This is a genomic window from Microbacterium sp. NPDC055599, from assembly GCF_053618975.1.
Window position 1 is genome coordinate 118,380 of record NZ_JBSHIM010000010.1, and the last position, 17,955, is coordinate 136,334.

The following is a 17,955-nucleotide window of genomic DNA, read 5'->3' on the forward strand; positions in this document are numbered from 1 at the left end:
CCGGGTCAGCGGGGCGGGAGGGTGTCGCGGCCGGGGGAGGCGGGCGTCCAGCGGGTCATGCCGAGCGGCACCTCGGTGTCGCGCTCCGGGAGGTCGGCGGGCAGCAGGTAGGGGCGGCGGACCACCTCGTCGAGCACCACGACGCTGACCACGGTGCGCACCTCGGGCAGCTGCGCGATCACCCCGGTGGAGAACTCGTGCACCCCGCTGACGTCGACCGCGCGGATCAGCAGCATCGCGTCGTGCTCGCCCGTGGTGATGGCGCACCACTCCACGTCGGGCATCTCGATGATGCGCTCCCGGAACGAGGCCCAGGCCTGAGGCATGACCGTGACGAACACGAGCGCGCCGATCGAGAGTCCGGCCTTGGCGTGATCGACGCGGGCGCTGAAGCCGGTGATGACGCCGTCGTGCACCAGGGACTCGACCCGGGTGTACGCGCTGGCGCGGGAGATGCCGACCTTCTCGGCCAGTGCGGCGATCGAGACGCGACCGTTATCACGCAGCACATCGAGGATTCTGTACGCCGTCTCATCCAGTGGGGCGGCACTTCGTCCAGAAAGCTTCGACGGATCCGCATCCTTGCTGGACATATTGCTCCTGACATCCGAGGTTCTGGACAAAGCGTGCCGATGTGACCCGCACTTGCTGGACACATCGTCGCATATGATGCGAATCTGATCACCGGTCGTCCACATCGGACATCACCGGAACCCGAATGTACTCCTCGCCCTTGGAGGCCCTCATGTCGTCACGCCGTTTCACGCCGGTCATCGCGCTCGGAGCCGTCGCGCTCCTGGCGCTCGCGGGTTGCTCGGGAGGGAACTCGGCGAACAACTCCGACTCGTCCCAGGGCTCCGACTCGCTCGTCATCGACACCGCGTTCTCGATCGAGACCGCCGACCCCGGTCACACCTACGACCCGACCGGCAACATGATCGCGAAGGCCCTGTACGAGACCCTCGTCGACTTCGAGGGCTCCGACGTCTCCACGCCGGTCCCCGGTCTCGCCTCGTGGGAGCAGAACGATGCCGCGACCGAGTTCACCTTCACGCTCGAGGGCGACCGCGTGTTCTCCGACGGCTCGCCCGTCGAGGCGAAGGACGTCGTGTTCTCGCTGCAGCGCATCCAGGGCATGGAAGACGCCAAGCCCAACTTCCTGCTCGGCGGCCTCACCATCACCGAGGTCGACGACAAGACCATCCGGTTCACGTCCGAGACCCCGCTGCTGCAGCTCCCGGCCATCCTCGCGAACCCGGCCCTCGGCATCGTGAACTCCGACGTGGTGATCGAGAACGGCGGCGCGATCGACGGCACCGACTCGGCGCAGGAGTTCCTCGACGGCGAGTCCGCGGGCTCCGGGCCGTTCGTGCTCGACACGCTCGACCTCAGCTCGCAGGTGGTCCTGAAGAGCAACGACGAGTACAACGGCGACGAGAAGTCGGCCTACAGCCGCGTGGTCGTGCGCAACGTGTCGGAGAGCGCCACGCAGCTCGCCAACCTCAAGGGCGGCGACTCGATGGTCGCGATGGACCTCAACGGCGACCAGGTCGCGGGCCTCGGCGACGACATCACGGTCGACTCGGTCCCGTCGGGCCAGACCATCTTCCTGCTGCTGAACCAGTCGCCCGCCGTGGCCGGCGAGCTGGCCAACGTGAAGATCGCCGAGGCGATCCGCTACGCGCTCGACTACGACGCGCTGCTCGAGCTCGCCGGTGCGGGCGCCGTGCAGGCGACGGGCGTGATCCCGCCCGGATTCGAGGGAGCACTCGACGGCGGCGTGGAGCAGGACCTCGACAAGGCGAAGGCCGCGCTCGCCGAGGCCGGCTACACCGGACAGACGCTGAAGCTGCAGTTCCCGAACGACTACCCGGTCGGCGGCGTGGAGTTCACCCCGCTCGCGGAGCGCGTGCAGGCGCAGCTCGAAGACGCCGGCATCACGGTCGAGCTCGCCCCGGCCCCGTTCGCGACCGAGCTCGACGCGTACGTCAACGGCACCGAGGGCTTCGGCCTGTGGTTCTGGGGTCCGGACTACGCCGACTCGGCGAACTTCCTCCCCTTCGCTCCCGGTCTGAAGGTCGGCCTGCGCGCCGGCTGGGCGGCCGAGGCCAACCCGGAGATCGCGGGCATCGCGGCGGGTGCCGCGAGCGCCACCGACCCCGCGCAGCGCGAGGCCGCGTTCACCGAGTTCGCCGAGGCGATGCAGGAGCAGGGTCCGTTCGTGCCGCTCATCGTCCCCGGCCGCAACATCTCCTCCGCGAGCGACGTGACCGGTGCCGTGTACAACTCCGTGTGGGAGATGGACATCGCCGAGATCGCCCCGGCCGGCTGAACGGACCTTCCATGACGACAGTGGCCGTGCAGAGGCAGGCGCAGCGGCGCCGTTCGCCTCTCGTCGGATACCTGCTGCGGCGGGCCGGGACCTCCCTGCTCCTGTTGGTGGGCGTGACGATCGTCACGTTCGCGCTCACCAACCTCGTGCCGGGAGACCCGGTCTCGGCCGCCCTCGGTGAGGGCGCGTCGCAGAACCCGGCGACGCGCGAGGCGTTCATCAAGGCGAACGGACTCGACCAGCCACTGTTCGTGCAGTACTTCATCTACATGGGGAACCTGCTCCGCGGGGACCTCGGCACGTCGCTGGTGGCCGGACGCCCGGTCACCAGCGACCCCGCCACCGCGGTGCCCGCGACGATCGAGATCGCGATCGGGGCGATCATCGTCAGCCTCGCGGTCAGCATCGTGCTCGGCACGCTCGCCGCCTACCGCCGGGGCCTCGTCACCGACCAGGTCATCCGCGTGGTCACCCTCGTCGGCCTCAGCGTCCCCACCTTCTGGCTCGCGCTGGTCAGCTTCTACGTCTTCTTCCTGGAGCTGCGCATCGCGCCGGGCTCGGGGCGCATCTCGCCGTCGATCACCCCGCCGCCGCGCGTGACCGGGCTCTACACGGTCGACTACCTGCTCAACGGCGACGGCGTCGGCTTCTTCGACGCGCTCGCCCACCTCGCCCTTCCCGTCATGGTGCTCTCGCTCGTGACCATCGGCCTGCTCACCCGGTTCATCCGCACGTCGGTGCTGGAGGTGCTGGGCAGCGACTACGTGCGGGCCGCCCGCGCCAAGGGCCTCCCGGCCATGCGCGTCATCCTCGACTACGTGCTCCGCGGAGCCTCGCTGCCGATCCTCACCGTGGTGGGCGTCGCATTCGGGGCCCTGCTGTCGGGCACCGTGCTCGTGGAGTCGGTGTTCGCGTGGCCGGGCCTGGGCACGTACGCCTACAACTCCGCCGCGAACCTCGACCTGCCCGGCATCATGGGCGTCGGTCTGGTCGTCGGCGTCATCTACCTCCTCATCAACTTCATCGTCGACCTGCTCTACGGCGTGCTCGACCCGAGAGTGAGGATCGCATGAGCCGCATCGACGCCGCCGCCGGCCCCTGGCGCTTCCGCTTCCGCTGGCCCCGCGCCTGGCGCACCCCGCTCGGCATCATCGGCACCGTGATCGCGGCGGCCTGGATCGTCATCGCCTTCACGGCGCAGTGGTGGGTGCCGTACCCGCCGAACGCGCAGGTGCTGCCGCGACTGCAGGAGCCGGGCATCGACACGATCCTCGGCACCGACGGCAACGGCCGCGACATCTTCTCGCGACTGATGACCGGAGCGACGGTGAGCCTGCCGCTCGCGCTCATGCTCGTGATCGCGGCGATGATCATCGGCACGCTGATCGGCGCCGTCGCGGGCTACTTCGGCCGCGCGGTCGACGAGACGCTGATGCGCATCACCGACCTCTTCATGGCGTTCCCGACCGTGATCCTCGCGATGGTGGTCGCCGCGTCGCTCGGCCCGTCGCTGTTCAACGCGGTGATCGCGGCGATCGTGGTGTCGTGGCCGCAGTACGCCCGCGTCACCCGCAGCATCGTGCTCGGCCTGCGCGGACAGAACTACGTGATCGCCGGACGCCTGCTCGGCCACTCGCCGCTGCGGACCCTGTTCGTCGACATCCTCCCCAACATCGCCGGGCCCGTGCTCGTGCTCGCCACGCTCGACATCGGCGCCGCGATCCTGCTGCTCTCCGGCCTCTCCTTCCTCGGCCTCGGCGCGCAGCCGCCCACCGCCGAGTGGGGGTCGATGATCTCGGGGGCCATGCAGAACTTCGACGCCTGGTGGCTCGGGGTGTTCCCCGGTCTCGCGATCCTCACGGTCGTGCTGGCGTTCAACTTCCTCGGCGATGCGATGCGCGACGTGCTCGACCCCACCGCCGAGGTCACGCACGAGAAGGAGGCCGACCACCAGGCCTCCGCGACGGGGGTGCCCGCATGACCGCCGCGCTGAGCATCCGCGATCTCACGGTCGACATCGGCCGTCCGCTCGTGAAGGGCGTGTCGCTCGAGCTCGAGGCCGGGCGCATCCACGGCCTCGCGGGCGAGTCGGGCTCCGGCAAGACCCTCACCTCGCTCGCGGTGCTCGGGCTGCTGCCGCGGCAGGCTCGCACGGGCGGCTCGATCACCCTCGCGGGGGAGGAGCTGCTCGGCCTGAAGCGCCGCGGCCTCAACCGCATCCGCGGGAAGCGCATCGCGATGGTGTTCCAGGACCCGTCGGCGTCGCTGCACCCGCAGCTCCCGGTCGGCCGCCAGCTCACCGACCACATGCGCGTGCACCTCGGCCTCACGGGCGCCGCGGCGCGCGAGCGGGCGGTGGAGCTGCTGCAGACCGTGCAGGTGCCGAACCCGGCGGAGGCGCTGAAGCGCTACCCGCACCAGTTCTCGGGCGGGCAGCGGCAGCGCATCGCGATCGCGTGCGCCCTGGCGTGCGACCCCGAGGTGCTGCTGGCGGACGAGCCCACCACGGCGCTCGACGTCACGGTGCAGGCCGGCATCCTGCAGCTGCTGCGCGACCTCGCCATCGAACGGAACCTCGCCGTGCTGCTCGTGACGCACGACCTCGGCGTGATGAGCGCGATCGCCGACACCGTCGCGGTCATGAAGGACGGCCGCATCGTGGAGCTCGCCGACCGCGAGACCCTGTTCCTGCACCCGCAGCACGAGTACACGCGGATGCTGCTCGCGGCCCTCCCCGGCTCGCGCATCGAGGCGCCCGCGGTCGACGCGACGGACCAGGTCGATGCGGTCGACCCGATCGAGGAGGATGCGCATGAGTGAGGTCAGCGTCCTCGACGCGCGCGACGTGGTCGTGCGCTACCCGGGCAACCCGCCGGTGATCGCCGTGAACGGGGTGTCGGTCCGCGTGACCGCGGGGGAGACCGTCGCGCTGGTCGGCGAGTCGGGCAGCGGCAAGTCGAGCCTCGCCCGCGCCGTCGTCGGCATCGAGAAGACCGCCGCCGGCACGGTCGAGTTCCGCGGGGCCCCGGTCACGCCGCTCGGCATCCGCCGCCGGTCGACCGCCCTGACCGGGATCCAGATGGTGTTCCAGGACCCGTCGACCTCGCTGAACCCTCGCCGACGCATCGGCGACCAGATCTCCGACGGCATCGCCACCGCCCGAGCGCGCGGTGCCGCCGGATCCACCGTGGAGGAGTGGCTCGAACGCGTCGGGCTGCCCGCGAACGTCCGCACCCGCTTCCCGCACCAGTTCTCGGGCGGGCAGAAGCAGCGCATCGCGATCGCCAGGGCCCTGGCCGCGCGGCCCTCGCTGCTCGTGGCGGACGAGCCCATCTCGGCGCTCGACGCCTCGACGCAGACGAGCGTGGCCGGACTGATGCGCGACCTGGTGGCCGAGTCCGGCGCCGGCATGCTCTTCATCTCGCACGACCTCGCCGTGGTGCGCCGCATCGCCGATCGCACCCTGGTCATGTTCGCGGGACGGGTGCTCGAGTCGGGCCCCACGGAGCAGCTGTGGTCCGCGCCGCAGCACCCCTACACGCAGGCCCTGCTCGCGGCCATCCCCGAGCCGGACGGCGCCGGCCGCATCCCCGACGCCCCCTCCACGGACGACCGCGCCGTGTGGGCCGAGGTCCCGCCCGTCGCCTACTGACGCGGGGCCGGACGACGAAGGGCCGGGGCGCATGCCCCGGCCCTTCGTGTCATCCCCGGATCACACCGGGGCGACGATGTCCTGCTTCACGTCCCACTCGGTGATCTCCATCGCGATCTCCAGCGACTGGCCCTCGACGGACGCGGTGCTCTTCGATGCGAGGTTGACGTAGTCGGCGGTGACCTCGAACGCCACGTCGACCGTCGTGCCCTGCTGGTCGACCGAACCGGTGATCAGGAACACCTTCTGGCCGAGGCGCTCGCCGGTGCCGCTCACGGTGAAGTCGCCCGCGAGGGCCTCGGCCGCGGCGGCGGGGTCCATGGCGGCGACGTCGGCCGCGCTCGTGCTGAGGCCCGCGATGATCGGGTCGCTGGAGTCCGGGTCGGCCGGCTGCCAGTCGCTCGACGGCGACTTGACCCACACGTCGTCGCCGATCGCGACGATCGAGCCCATCGGCGAGATCGACTCGAGGGCGTTCTCGGAGGGGTTCACGCGGGCGGTGCTCTCCATGCCCAGCACGCTCGTCTTGGCGGCGTAGCCCGCGGAGTCGGCCATCGCGTCGGCGATGCACGTGCCGAGCGCCGTGCCGTCGACGGTCGCGCCCTCGGCCAGCTCGGGGCAGTCCGTGGCCGGTGCGTCGGCCTCCTGCGATGCGGCCGTGCTCGGCTTCGCGTCGGCCGGCTTGTCCGGTCCGCCCGCCGAGCATCCGGTGAGCATGACGGCGGCGGCGAGAACGACGCCGACCCCCCACTTGTTGACGCGCATGGCGCCCCCCTCCAGTCATGTGCCCGATGACGGTCATCGGGCACGCCCTCCAGCATGCCAAGCCGCGGGCCGATCGGTGGGAGGCGGCTCGGAGGAATGTCCGCTAGACTGTCGAGGTTGTCTGCCTTCCGGCACCCACTCGGGTTCCACGGGCGGGCACGTGCACACACCCTCCTGCTCCCGGGAAAGTCCCGAGAGCCGTTCTAGTCCGAAGGAGGTGGGTAAGTGACGCACCAGTACGAACTCATGGTCATTCTGACCCCCGAGATCGACGAGCGCCAGGTCGCCCCGACGCTCGACAAGTTCCTGAAGGTCATCACCAACGATGGTGGCTCGATCGAGAACGTCGACATCTGGGGCAAGCGCCGTCTGGCCTACGAGATCCAGAAGAAGACCGAGGGCATCTATGCCGTCGTCAACTTCACCGCGACCAGCGCCGCCACGCAGGAGCTCGACCGTCAGCTCAAGCTGAACGAGCAGATCATGCGCACCAAGGTCCTGCGCGCGGAAGAGGCTCAGGCGATGATCGCGTCCGAGGCCAAGCGCTCCGAAGAGAAGGCTGCCCGCAAGGCCGCCAAGGCTGCGAAGGCCTAAGTCTCATGGCCGGCGAAACCGTCATCACCGTGGTGGGAAACCTCACGGCCGACCCCGAGCTGCGGTACACGCAGAACGGGCTGCCGGTGGCGAACTTCACCATCGCATCGACGCCGCGCAACTTCGACCGTGCCGCGAACGAGTGGAAGGACGGCGAAGCGCTGTTCCTCCGCGCGTCGGTCTGGCGCGAGTTCGCGGAGCACGTGGCGGGCTCGCTGACCAAGGGCATGCGCGTGATCGCGCAGGGCCGTCTGCGTCAGCGTTCCTACCAGGACCGCGAGGGCAACCAGCGCACCGCGATCGAGCTGGAGGTCGACGAGATCGGCCCCTCGCTGCGGTACGCGACCGCGCAGGTCACCCGTGCGGCCTCGAGCGGTGGCGGTGGCGGGCAGTCCCGTCCGCAGCAGCAGCAGGTGTCGGAGGAGCCGTGGTCCACGCCCGGCTCGTCGACCAGCGCCGACGCCTGGAGCACTCCGGGCAGCTTCGGCGACGACACCCCGTTCTGATCAATTCTCCGGATGCGCGCGAGCGCGCAGCGTCCGATCATCATCACTAAGGAAGAGCAATGGCTGGAAAGTCGAGCGGCGACCGCCGCAAGCCGCGGAAGGGCGCGAAGAACGCCGCCCCCGCGAAGTCCATCCGGGTCGGTGTCATCGATTACAAGGATGTCGCCACCCTCCGCAAGTTCGTCTCGGAGCGCGGCAAGATCCGCGCCCGTCGCATCACCGGTGTGTCGGTGCAGGAGCAGCGTCTGATCGCCACGGCGATCAAGAACGCCCGCGAGATGGCGCTCCTGCCCTACGCTGGCGCCGGCCGGTAAGGGGTACTGAGATGGCAAAGCTGATTCTCACGAACGAGGTCGCCGGGCTGGGTAGCGCCGGTGACGTGGTCGAGGTCAAGAACGGGTACGCCCGCAACTACCTCATCCCGCAGGGTTTCGCGACCGCGTGGACGCGCGGTGGCGAGAAGCAGGTCGCGTCGATCCAGGCCGCACGCCAGGCGCGTGCGATCCACGACCGCGACGAGGCCGTGGCCCTGAAGAACTCGCTGGAGGCCGCCAAGGTGCGCCTCGCGGTCAAGGCCGGCAAGGAGGGTCGTCTCTTCGGCTCGGTCAAGACCGCCGACGTGGCCGACGCGGTCGAGGCCGCCGGTCTCGGTGCGATCGACAAGCGCAAGGTGCACATCACGTCGCCCATCAAGGCGACCGGTGAGCACGAGGCGACCGTGCGTCTGCACGAGGACGTCACCGCGGTCATCACGCTGCAGGTCGTCGCCGCCAAGTAAGGCACGTCTGTCGAACGCCCTCCGTCCTCCGGGACGGGGGGCGTTCGTCGTTCTCCGGCCGCGACGCGTTCGGTGATCTTGGATCCAGAATGCAGAGTTTGAGGGCTTCTATCCGATAGCCTCTGACCCATGGTGAAGTCAGGGGACGCGGCCGCGTCTGCGAAGGATCGCGCCGATGCGCTGCAGAAGCTCGCCCAGCGACACGGGGCCGGGTATCGGTCGGTCGGCGCGATGGCGTACGACATCATCCGCGACGCGATCCTCGATGGCACGCTCCCGCCCGGCATGAAACTGCGCCAGGAGACCCTCGCCGAATCGATCGGCATCTCCCGCCTCCCGATCCGCTCCGCCCTCATCCAGCTCGAGGCCGACGGGCTCGTGGTGTTCCACGCCCGCCGCGGCGCGATGGTGCGGGCGCTGTCCACGGAGGAGGCCGGGGAGGTCTACCACCTGCGCATGCTGCTCGAGAAGGAGGCGCTGCGCCTGGCGATGGCGGAGATCACGCCCGACCGGGTCGAGCGCCTGCGGGAGCTCGCGAAGACCGCCGACGACATCTCCGAGGGCGGCGAGTTCGTCGAGGCGCGCACCGAGTTCTACGCCACCCTGTACGACGCGCAGGCCCGCCCGCTGCTGTGGGAGATGATCGAGCAGCTGCGGCTCAAGCTCGGGCGCTACGTGCTGGGGTGGCGGCTGGGGCCCGCGGGCTCGCACGATCACTCGCACACCGAGCTCGTCGACGTGGTCGCGGCCGGCGACGCGAAGAAGGCGCTGGGCGTGCTGGAGGCCCACCTGACCCAGGTGCGCGACGGCGTGATCGCCCTGCTCGACGACGCGGCCGCGGAGGGCGCGGACAACTCCTGACGCGGCGCACGACTCGCGGCGGGCGAGTCCGCGCACACACCGCTCCGCAGGCGCAGGACAGCCCGGGGCTCAGGTGACGGTGCCGCGGCGCGCGAAGCGGGGCTCGCGCCACACCTCGGTCTCCAGCACGTCGTGCAGCACGTCGACCGCATCCCACACGTCGGCGTAGGAGGTGTAGAGCGGGGTGAACCCGAAGCGGATGAGGTCGGGCGCCCGGAAGTCGCCGATCACCCCGCGCTCGATGAGGGCCTGCATCACCGCATAGCCGTCGTCGTGGCGCAGCGACACCTGGCTGCCGCGGCGGGACGACTCGCGCGGTGTGACCGACACGATGCCCCAGCGCTCTGCGAGCCGCGCGTCCACGAGCGACAGGAACAGCTCGGTCAGCCGCAGGCTCTTCTCGCGCAGCAGCTCCAGGTCGACGTCGTCCCAGATGTCGAGGCTCGCCTCCAGTCCCGCGACCGACAGCAGCTGCGGTGTGCCGACGCGGAACCGCTCGATGCCGGGCGCCGGGGCGTAGTCCACCGTGAAGTCGAACGGACGGGCGTGGCCGTGCCAGCCGGTGAGCGCGGGCCGGGCGGCGGCGTGATGGCGGGACGCGGCCCACAGGAACGAGGGTGACCCCGGGCCGCCGTTGAGGTACTTGTAGGTGCAGCCCACCGCGAAGTCGGCCCCGGCGGCGTTCAGGTCGATCGGCAGCGCCCCGGCGCTGTGGCACAGGTCCCACACCACCAGCGCCCCGGCGGCCTGCACGCGGCGCGTGACCTCGGCCAGATCGTGCAGCCGCCCGGTGCGGTAGTCGACCTGGGTGAGCACGACCACCGCCACGTGGTCGTCGAGCACGTCGTCGAGCGTGGGGCCGTCGTCGGCGATCAGCCGCCGTTCCAGGGGTTCGCCGCCGCCGAGCAGCTCCTGCACGGCCTCCAGCATGTACAGATCGGTGGGGAAGTTGCCGCGCTCGGCGACGATCACGCGCCGCCCCGGCCGCATGCGCACCGCCGCGACCACGGCCTGGAAGAGGCTCGCCGACGTGGAGTCGCCGAGCACGACCTCGCCCTCCGCGGCGCCGATCAGCGGGGCGATCCGGTCGCCGACCGTACGCGGCTTCGCGAACCAGCCCGCGTCGTTCCAGCTGCGGATGAGCCCGGTGCCCCACTCCTCGGTGATCACGCGCTGCACGTGCGCCGGGGTGTGCCGGGGGAGCGCGCCGAGGGAGTTGCCGTCGAGGTAGATCACGCCCTCCGGCAGCACGAAGCGGTCGCGGAACGACCCGAGCGGATCGGAGGCGTCGAGCGCCTGGCAGGTGGCGCGGTCGAGGGCGGTGCGGGTCGTGGCGCTGGGCGGGGTCGTGGTGCTCATGGGGCGGGTCCGTTCGGGTCGTGCGGTCAGCGGCCGAGGAAGCGCAGGGCGTTGTCGCGGAGGATGGCGGTCTTCTCGGCGTCGTCGAGGAAGGCGGAGCGGTGGACGACGTCGCCGACCGGTCGCTCGCCCAGGGGATACGGGTAGTCGCTGCCGACCATCACCTGCGAGGCGCCGAGCGTGTCGACGAGCAGGCGCAGCGCGGCCGGGTCGAACACGACGCTGTCGACACTGAACCGGTCGAGGTAGGCGGAGGGCGGCTGTGCGCTCACGCCGATCACGTCGGGCCGCTGCCGCCACGCGTTCTCGAAGCGGCCGAGCCAGAACGCGAACGAGCCGCCACCGTGCGCGAACGCGAGCCGCAGCGACGGTGGAACGCGGTCGAACACTCCGCCGAGGATCAGCGCGATGATCGACAGGTGCGTCTCGGCGGGCATGCCCGTGAGCCAGCGGGCCATCCAGCGATCGAGTCGCGGCGAGCCGGCCATGTCCCACGGATGCACGAACACGGGGATCCCGCGCTCGGCGCAGTGCTGGAGGAACGTGACGATGCCGGCGTCGTCGAGGTCGCGGTCACCGACGTGGTTGCCGATCTCGACGCCGGCGTGACCGGAGGCGATCGCGCGGTCGGCCTCGACGCACGCGGCATCCGGATCCTGCAGCGGCACCTGCGCGAACGGGATGAGCCGATCGGGTGCGGGGGCGCAGATCTCCAGCGCCAGGTCGTTGAAGAGGCGCGCGACCTTCACCGCCTCGTCTCCCGACTTGTCATAGGAGAAGAACAGCGGGGTGGGGGAGACCACCTGCATCTCCACCCCGTCGGCGTCCATGTCGGCCAGGCGCACCTCGGCATCCCAGCAGTCGTCGCCGATGCGACGGAACTCGGACTCGCCGAGCATGATCATCGCCTCGCGCTCGGAGTCCACGCGCAGGGTCGGCCAGAGCCCCGGCCCGACCTGCGTGGACAGGTCGGGCCAGGCGCTCGGCACGAAGTGCGTGTGGACGTCGATCGTGCCCAACGCCGCGTCAGCCCTTGCCGGGATGGACGGTGCCGCACTCGGGGCAGGTGCGCCCCTCCTCGCTGTCGTAGAACTCGCGGAACACCGGCGGCAGGTCCTCCACGATGTCGCGCACCTGCAGCTCGACCTCGTGCACCTTGGTGTTGCAGTTCGGGCAGAACCACGCGAACTTCTCCAGCGTGCCCTCCTCGCGGATGCGCTCGATCACGATGCCGATCGACCCCTCCTCGGGGCGCTGCGGGGAGTGGAACACGTTGCCGGGCAGCAGCCACATCTCGCCCTCGCGGATGTCGATGCGCTGCGGGCCGTCCTCCGTCTGGATGTTCACGTGCATGTTGCCGCGGTACTGGTAGAACCACTCCTCGTACGGATCGAAGTGGAAGTCGGTGCGCTGGTTGGGGCCGCCGACGACCTGCACGATGAAGTCGCCCATCGGCGTCCAGGCGGCCTTGTTGTTGACCGGCGGCTTCAGGAGGTGCTCGTTCTCCGTGATCCAGGCGGCGAAGTCGATGACGGGTGGGATGGTGCTCATTTCTCCTCCTCGAGAGTGGCAGGGGTGGTGCGGTCGGGGCGCCTCGCGATCGCCTGGATCTCGAGGCGCAGGTGCGGATGCGGCAGGGCGTGCACGGCGACCGTGGTGCGGGCCGGGCCCTGCTCGTCGAAGTACTCGGCCCAGACGGCGTTGTAGGGGGCGAAGTCGTTCATGTCGACCAGGAACGTCGTGGCCTGCACGAGGTCGTCGAGGTCGCAGCCCGCGGCGGCCAGCACCGCGCGGATGTTCTCGATCACGGCGCGGGTCTGCACCGCGACGTCGAGCCGGGTCGCCCCGAACTCGTCGACCTCGGCGCCCGCGATCGTGTTGTCGGGGCGGCGGCTGGAGGTGCCCGACACGAACACGAGGTCGCCGCTGAGCTTGGCGTGCGGGAAGCGTCCGCGCGGGGTGGCCTTGCCCTCCACGAGGATGCCGCGGGACTCGGTCATGATGCTCCCTTCGGGCCGGACGACGCGGAACCGTCGTCCGTGCGGATCGTGACGCCGCCCAGACCGGTGACCGTCGCCTCGACCACACCGCGGTCGGGCAGGGGAACAGCGGCGGTCGCGGCCCCGGCGAGGAGCACCATGCCCGCCCGCAGCACGAAGCCGTGGCGGGCGCCGAGTCGAGCGGCCGCGAGGACGGCGCGACCGGGGTCGCCGAGGATCGCGGCGGTCGAGCCCGTCGCGGCGATGCGGCCGTCGACCTCGAACCGCACGGCCCGGTTGTCGATGGCGCCCGCGCGGTCGAGCGGCGTCCAGGGGCCGATCGCGTAGGCCGCGGCGGAGGCGTTGTCGGCCACCACGTCGGCGAGGCTGAAGCGGAAGTCGCGGTACCGGGAGTCGATGATCTCCAGGGCGGGGGCGACCGCGGCCACCAGTTCCGACAGCGGCCGGTCGACCGCGGATGCGTCGAGGTCGGCGCGAAGGAGGTAGGCGACCTCGGGCTCGATGCGCGGGTGGATGGCGGACCGCCGCGCGAACACGCCGTCGTCGTCCAGGCGCATGGCATCGGTCAGGGTGCCCAGGATCACGTCGTGCACACCCATCTGCTGCGCCTTGGCCTGACTCGTGAACCCGAGCTTGACCCCGGTGATGTGCTCGCCGCGGGCGACCCGTCGGGCGATGAGGGCGTGCTGCGTGGCGTAGGCCGTGGCGAGGTCGACCTCCTCCGTGGGCGACAGCTGGTTGATGGGCGCGGCCGTGCGCTGGGCGGTGTCGAGGGCGGCGGCGTAGACCGCGTCGGTGCTCATGAGGCCGCCCCCGCGGAACGCGCGGCGACCAGGTCGAGCGCGACATCGACGATCATGTCCTCCTGGCCGCCCACCATGCGCCGTCGTCCGAGCTCGACCAGGATGTCCCGCGCGTCGAGGTCATGCGCCGCGGCCGCGCGCTCGGCGTGCAGCAGGAAGCTGGAGTACACGCCCGCGTAGCCGAGGGTGAGCGTCTCGCGGTCGACGCGCACCGGACGGCGCTGCAGCGGACGCACGAGCTGCTCCGCCGCGTCCTGCAGCGCGAACAGGTCGCACCCGTGCTCCCATCCGAGCAGATCCGCGACGGCGACGAACGCTTCGACGGGGCAGTTGCCCGCTCCGGCGCCCTGGCCCGCGAGCGAGGCATCGACGCGGTATGCGCCGTGCTCGACGGCGGTCACGCTGTTGGCGACGCTCAGCGAGAGGTTCTCGTGCGCGTGGATGCCGATCTGCGTCGCGGGGTCGAGCGCGTCGCGGTAGGCGTCCACGCGCGCGGCGACGTCGGCCATCGTGAGGCGTCCGCCCGAATCGGTCACGTACACGCAGTGGGCGCCCGCCTGCTCCATGATCCGCGCCTGCTCGGCGAGCCCGCGCGGATCGTTCAGGTGGCTCATCATCAGGAACCCCGACACGTCCATGCCGTGCTCGCGCGCCCACGTGATGTGCTGGATCGCGACGTCGGCCTCGGTGCAGTGCGTCGCGACCCGCACGCTCGCGACACCGAGGTCGCGGGCGCGGGCGAGGTCGTCGATCGTGCCGATGCCGGGCAGGATCAGGGTCGTCAGCACCGCCCGGTCCAGGACCTCGGCGGCCGCCGCGATCCACTGCCAATCGGTGTGGGCGCCGTGCCCGTAGGCGACGCTGGATCCGCCGAGGCCGTCGCCGTGCGCGACCTCGATCGCATCCACGCCCGCCGCCTCCAGGGCCCGGGCGATGTCGCGAACCTGGTCGGTCGTGTAACCGTGGCCGATGGCGTGCATGCCGTCGCGCAGCGTCACGTCCTGCACGTACACGCGCGGAGTCGAGCCGGTCATGCGGGAACCCCCGTCCGTCGGGCGACGAGTCGCTCGGCGGTGCGCAGGGCGGCCGAGGTCATGATGTCGAGATTGCCCGCGTACTCCGGAAGGTAGTGCCCGGCGCCGGTCACCTCCAGCAGCACGGTCACGCGCGTGCCGCGGAGCGCCCGGTCGAGCGCGGGGACGTACCCCTCGTCGACCGCGTCGAACTGCACGTCCTGCGCGAGCCGGTAGCCGCCCACGTACCCCTGCACCGCGGCGACCATGTCGGTCACCGAGGTGCGGACGGCGTCGCGGTCGAGCGTGGCGGGGTCGCCCTCGACCAGGCAGTACACGGTGTCGCGCATGATGAGCGGGGGGTCGGCGGGGTTCAGCACGATGATGGCCTTGCCGCGCTCGGCGCCCCCGATCACCTCCAGCGCGCGGGCCGTGGTCTCGGTGAACTCGTCGATGTTCGCGCGGGTGCCGGGTCCTGCGGACTTCGAGGCGATCGAGGCGACGATCTCGGCGTATGCGACCGGGGCCACGCGCGACACGGCGGCCACCATGGGCACGGTCGCCTGCCCGCCGCACGTGACCATGTTCACGTTGGTGGCGCCCGCGTGCGCGTCGAGGTTCACCACGGGCACCACGTAGGGGCCGATCGCGGCGGGGGTGAGGTCGACCATGAGCCGTCCGGCGTTGCGCACGAGGGCGTCGTTGCGGGAGTGCGCGCCGGCCGAGGTCGCGTCGAACACCAGCTCGACATCGGCGAACTCGGGCAGGGCGAGCAGCCCGTCCACCCCCTCGTGCGTGGTGGCGACACCCAGGCGGCGGGCGCGCGCGAGGCCGTCCGAGTGCTCGTCGATCCCGGCCATCGCCACCACGTGCAGCGTGGTCGACAGCCGCTTCACCTTGATGAGCAGGTCCGTGCCGATGTTGCCGGAGCCGATGATGGCGATTCCCGTGGTCATGCCGCCGCCCCTTCCGTCGCCGTGCCGGAGGCCGTGCCGTGGAAGTCGGCGCGCACCTCTCCGAGTCCGTCGAGCCGGGCGCGGAACACGCCGGCCGTCGCGTCGACCATGGGCCCGAGCGCCCCGGACAGGATCACCTCGCCCGCGCGCAGCGGCTGTCCGCGCCGGGCGACCTCGCGCGCCAGCCAGGCCACCGCGATCACGGGGCTGCCCAGGCACGCGGCGCCGCTGCCGGTCGAGACGGGGCGCCCGTCGCGGTCGAGCGTCATGCCGAGCGCGGTCAGATCCAAGCCGTCGAGCCGGCGGGGGGTCGTGCCCAGCACGACCGCGCCGCTGGAGGCGTTGTCGGCGATGGTGTCGGTGAGGCGGATGTCCCATCCCGCCACCCGGGAGTCCACGACCTCGATCGCGGGCAGCACGAACTCCGTCGCCCGCAGCACGTCGGCGACGGTCGTGGTGGGGGAGTCGAGGTCGCGCCCGAGCACGAACGCCACCTCGGCCTCGGCGCGCGGCTGCAGGAAGCGCCCGAGGTCGAGCGGCTCCCGGTCGGCGTGGATCATGTCGTCGAGCAGCACGCCGTAGTCGGGGCTGTCCACGCCGAGCTGCGCCTGCACGACCGGCGAGGTGAGGCCGATCTTGCGCCCCACGATGCGCCGGCCCCCGTCCACGCGACGGGCGATGCCGAGCGACTGCACGGCGTACGCGGCGTCCTGGTCGGTGTCGCCGAGCAGGTCGCGCACCGGAGCGCACGGGCGACCGGTCTCGGCCGCCCGGCGCAGCCGCTCGTCTGCGGTCCGCACGGCCTCGGTGTCGAGGAGCTCGGTCACAGCTGCACGCACACGTTCGTCGGCTCGGTGTAGAACTCGAGCGAGTGGTGGCCGCCCTCGCGACCGATGCCGGAGAGCCCCACGCCGCCGAACGGGCTGCGCAGGTCGCGCAGGTACCAGGTGTTGACCCACGACATGCCGGTGCGCATCTGCTGGGCGACGCGGTGACCGCGGGTGAGATCGGTGGTCCAGGTGACGGCGGCGAGCCCGTAGTCGGTGTCGTTCGCGAGCCGGATCGCCTCCTCCTCGCTGTCGAACGGGATGAGGGCGGCGACCGGGCCGAACACCTCCTCGCGCACGGTGCGGTGGCTGTTGTCGAGCCCGGTCCACAGCGTCGGCTCGATCCAGGAGCCGCCGTCGAGTCCGTCGCCGAGGGTCGGCACCCCGCCACCCGCGAGCACCGTGGCGCCCTCCGACACCGCGAGGTCGAAGTACGACTGCACCTTCTGCCGGTGCGCCTGCGAGATCAGCGGGCCCGTGGTGGTCGCGGGGTCCTCCGGCCGACCGAGGCGCAGCCGCCCCGCGTGCTCGGCGAGCCCGGCCGCCACGTCGTCGAACACCGACCGCTCGACGTAGATGCGCTCGGTGCACAGGCACACCTGGCCCGTGTTGAGGTAGGTGCTGCGGGCGAGTCCGGCCACCGCGGCGTCGAGGTCGGCATCGGCGAACACGAGCGCGGCGTTCTTGCCCCCGAGCTCGAACGACACCGGACGCACGCGTGGTGCGACGGCCCGCATGATCGCGGAGCCCGTGGACGATTCGCCCGTGAAGGTCACACCGTCGATGCCGGGGTGCTTCGTGAGGGCCTCGCCCGCGGAACCCGCGCCGAAGCCGTGCACCACGTTCACCACCCCGGCCGGCACCCCCGCCTCCGCGAGGATCTCGGCGAGCAGCGTGGCCGACGACGGCGTCTCCTCGGACGGCTTGATCACCACGGTGTTGCCGGTGGCGAGGGCCGGCGCGAGCTTCCACGTGAGCAGCAGCAGCGGCAGGTTCCACGGCACGATCACCGCGACCACGCCGAGGGGCTTGCGCACCGCGTAGTTGAGGGCGCGGCGGCCGTCGGGCAGTTCGGTGAGGAAGGAGTCGAGCCCGGTGGCGGAGACCGTGTCGGCGAAGGAGCGGAAGTTCGCGGCGGCCCTGGCCACGTCGAGGTCGCGGGCGAGGGACTCGGGCTTGCCGGTGTCGCCGACCTCTGCGGCCACGAGCTCGTCGGCGCGGCGGTCGATCGCGTCGGCGACGCCCCGCAGCAGGCGGGCGCGCTCGGCCACCGTCATGCGACCCCACGGTCCGTCGAACGCGGCGCGGGCGGCAGCCACCGCACGGTCGACCTGCTCGGCCCCGGCCTCGTGCACCTCGGCGATCAGCGTGCCGTCGATCGGGCTGATCTTGGCGAAGGAGCCGATGCCCTCGACGCGCTCGCCGGCGATCAGGTTGTGGATCGCGCGGGGCGCCCGGCCCTGCTCGGCGGCAGGGCGGGGAGGCGTCATCGTCTCGGAAGGCATGCGC

21 protein-coding genes are annotated in these 17,955 nt (G+C 71.3%); 10 read left to right on the plus strand and 11 right to left on the minus strand.

Annotated features, from left to right (window positions below; all coding sequences use genetic code 11):
- Positions 1–5: 5 nt before the first annotated feature.
- Positions 6–593, minus strand: coding sequence for an Lrp/AsnC family transcriptional regulator (locus tag ACWGQ1_RS11675; protein ID WP_206252186.1), 588 nt, complete (start codon positions 591–593; stop codon positions 6–8).
- Positions 594–745: 152 nt separating this feature from the next.
- On the opposite strand from ACWGQ1_RS11675, the gene ACWGQ1_RS11680 reads away from it, so the two are divergent.
- The 5 genes from ACWGQ1_RS11680 to ACWGQ1_RS11700 are packed head-to-tail and all read left to right on the plus strand — an operon-like array spanning position 746 to position 5,984.
- Positions 746–2,332 carry an ABC transporter substrate-binding protein gene (locus tag ACWGQ1_RS11680; RefSeq protein WP_136033859.1) on the plus strand — a complete coding sequence of 529 codons (1,587 nt, stop codon included), beginning with the start codon at positions 746–748 and terminating at the stop codon, positions 2,330–2,332.
- A gap of 11 nt (positions 2,333–2,343) precedes the next feature.
- A complete protein-coding gene (locus ACWGQ1_RS11685; protein ID WP_452313019.1) occupies positions 2,344–3,405 on the plus strand; it encodes an ABC transporter permease subunit in 1,062 nt (353 codons plus the stop codon).
- Positions 3,402–4,313 carry an ABC transporter permease gene (locus tag ACWGQ1_RS11690; protein WP_136033863.1) on the plus strand — a complete coding sequence of 304 codons (912 nt, stop codon included), beginning with the start codon at positions 3,402–3,404 and terminating at the stop codon, positions 4,311–4,313. Before ACWGQ1_RS11685 ends, ACWGQ1_RS11690 begins: the two co-directional genes overlap by 4 nt.
- On the plus strand, positions 4,310–5,152 hold the full coding sequence (locus ACWGQ1_RS11695) for an ABC transporter ATP-binding protein (protein ID WP_206252188.1): 843 nt from the start codon (positions 4,310–4,312) through the stop codon (positions 5,150–5,152). The genes ACWGQ1_RS11690 and ACWGQ1_RS11695 overlap by 4 nt, the downstream gene beginning before the upstream one ends.
- A complete protein-coding gene (locus ACWGQ1_RS11700; RefSeq protein ID WP_136044605.1) occupies positions 5,145–5,984 on the plus strand; it encodes an ABC transporter ATP-binding protein in 840 nt (279 codons plus the stop codon). Before ACWGQ1_RS11695 ends, ACWGQ1_RS11700 begins: the two co-directional genes overlap by 8 nt.
- 60 nt (positions 5,985–6,044) lie before the next feature.
- On the opposite strand, the gene ACWGQ1_RS11705 is transcribed toward ACWGQ1_RS11700, so the two are convergent.
- The gene (locus tag ACWGQ1_RS11705; protein ID WP_452313020.1) at positions 6,045–6,749 is read right to left on the minus strand and encodes a hypothetical protein; all 705 of its coding nucleotides are present in this window, start codon (positions 6,747–6,749) and stop codon (positions 6,045–6,047) included.
- Positions 6,750–6,974: 225 nt separating this feature from the next.
- Here ACWGQ1_RS11705 and rpsF point away from each other — a divergent pair, with 225 nt between their 5' ends.
- The 5 genes from rpsF (at position 6,975) to ACWGQ1_RS11730 (ending at position 9,488) form a co-directional block, all read left to right on the plus strand.
- The gene (gene rpsF, locus ACWGQ1_RS11710; protein WP_021201450.1) at positions 6,975–7,343 is read left to right on the plus strand and encodes a 30S ribosomal protein S6; all 369 of its coding nucleotides are present in this window, start codon (positions 6,975–6,977) and stop codon (positions 7,341–7,343) included.
- A 5-nt stretch (positions 7,344–7,348) separates the two neighbouring features.
- Positions 7,349–7,849, plus strand: coding sequence for a single-stranded DNA-binding protein (locus tag ACWGQ1_RS11715; protein WP_136033869.1), 501 nt, complete (start codon positions 7,349–7,351; stop codon positions 7,847–7,849).
- Positions 7,850–7,908: 59 nt separating this feature from the next.
- Complete coding sequence (rpsR, locus tag ACWGQ1_RS11720; RefSeq protein ID WP_017203799.1) at positions 7,909–8,163, plus strand: 30S ribosomal protein S18; 255 nt, start codon at positions 7,909–7,911, stop codon at positions 8,161–8,163.
- An 11-nt stretch (positions 8,164–8,174) separates the two neighbouring features.
- The gene (gene rplI / locus ACWGQ1_RS11725) at positions 8,175–8,627 is read left to right on the plus strand and encodes a 50S ribosomal protein L9 (RefSeq protein ID WP_136033871.1); all 453 of its coding nucleotides are present in this window, start codon (positions 8,175–8,177) and stop codon (positions 8,625–8,627) included.
- A gap of 129 nt (positions 8,628–8,756) precedes the next feature.
- Entirely contained in the window at positions 8,757–9,488 is a 732-nt protein-coding gene (locus ACWGQ1_RS11730; RefSeq protein WP_452313021.1) for an FCD domain-containing protein, read from the plus strand.
- Between the two features lie 69 nt (positions 9,489–9,557).
- Here the strand turns inward: ACWGQ1_RS11730 and kynU are convergent, their stop codons facing one another.
- Genes kynU through ACWGQ1_RS11775 form a run of 9 tightly spaced genes read right to left on the minus strand, consistent with a single transcriptional unit; the run spans position 9,558 to position 17,951 of the window.
- A complete protein-coding gene (kynU, locus tag ACWGQ1_RS11735; RefSeq protein WP_452313022.1) occupies positions 9,558–10,847 on the minus strand; it encodes a kynureninase in 1,290 nt (429 codons plus the stop codon).
- Between the two features lie 26 nt (positions 10,848–10,873).
- Positions 10,874–11,866: an amidohydrolase family protein gene (locus ACWGQ1_RS11740; RefSeq protein WP_247638011.1), complete on the minus strand. Its 993-nt coding sequence runs from the start codon at positions 11,864–11,866 to the stop codon at positions 10,874–10,876.
- Positions 11,867–11,873: 7 nt separating this feature from the next.
- On the minus strand, positions 11,874–12,398 hold the full coding sequence (locus tag ACWGQ1_RS11745; protein WP_136033880.1) for a 3-hydroxyanthranilate 3,4-dioxygenase: 525 nt from the start codon (positions 12,396–12,398) through the stop codon (positions 11,874–11,876).
- On the minus strand, positions 12,395–12,847 hold the full coding sequence (locus tag ACWGQ1_RS11750; RefSeq protein ID WP_136033882.1) for a RidA family protein: 453 nt from the start codon (positions 12,845–12,847) through the stop codon (positions 12,395–12,397). Before ACWGQ1_RS11750 ends, ACWGQ1_RS11745 begins: the two co-directional genes overlap by 4 nt.
- Positions 12,844–13,650, minus strand: coding sequence for a 2-keto-4-pentenoate hydratase (locus tag ACWGQ1_RS11755; protein WP_136035832.1), 807 nt, complete (start codon positions 13,648–13,650; stop codon positions 12,844–12,846). The genes ACWGQ1_RS11750 and ACWGQ1_RS11755 overlap by 4 nt, the downstream gene beginning before the upstream one ends.
- A complete protein-coding gene (gene dmpG / locus ACWGQ1_RS11760) occupies positions 13,647–14,684 on the minus strand; it encodes a 4-hydroxy-2-oxovalerate aldolase (RefSeq protein WP_136035833.1) in 1,038 nt (345 codons plus the stop codon). Before dmpG ends, ACWGQ1_RS11755 begins: the two co-directional genes overlap by 4 nt.
- Positions 14,681–15,619: an acetaldehyde dehydrogenase (acetylating) gene (locus ACWGQ1_RS11765; protein WP_136035834.1), complete on the minus strand. Its 939-nt coding sequence runs from the start codon at positions 15,617–15,619 to the stop codon at positions 14,681–14,683. The genes dmpG and ACWGQ1_RS11765 overlap by 4 nt, the downstream gene beginning before the upstream one ends.
- On the minus strand, positions 15,616–16,446 hold the full coding sequence (locus ACWGQ1_RS11770; RefSeq protein ID WP_205814323.1) for a 2-keto-4-pentenoate hydratase: 831 nt from the start codon (positions 16,444–16,446) through the stop codon (positions 15,616–15,618). The genes ACWGQ1_RS11765 and ACWGQ1_RS11770 overlap by 4 nt, the downstream gene beginning before the upstream one ends.
- Positions 16,443–17,951, minus strand: a complete 1,509-nt coding sequence (locus ACWGQ1_RS11775; protein WP_240744646.1) for a 2-hydroxymuconic semialdehyde dehydrogenase — start codon at positions 17,949–17,951, stop codon at positions 16,443–16,445. Before ACWGQ1_RS11775 ends, ACWGQ1_RS11770 begins: the two co-directional genes overlap by 4 nt.
- Positions 17,952–17,955: the final 4 nt, after the last annotated feature.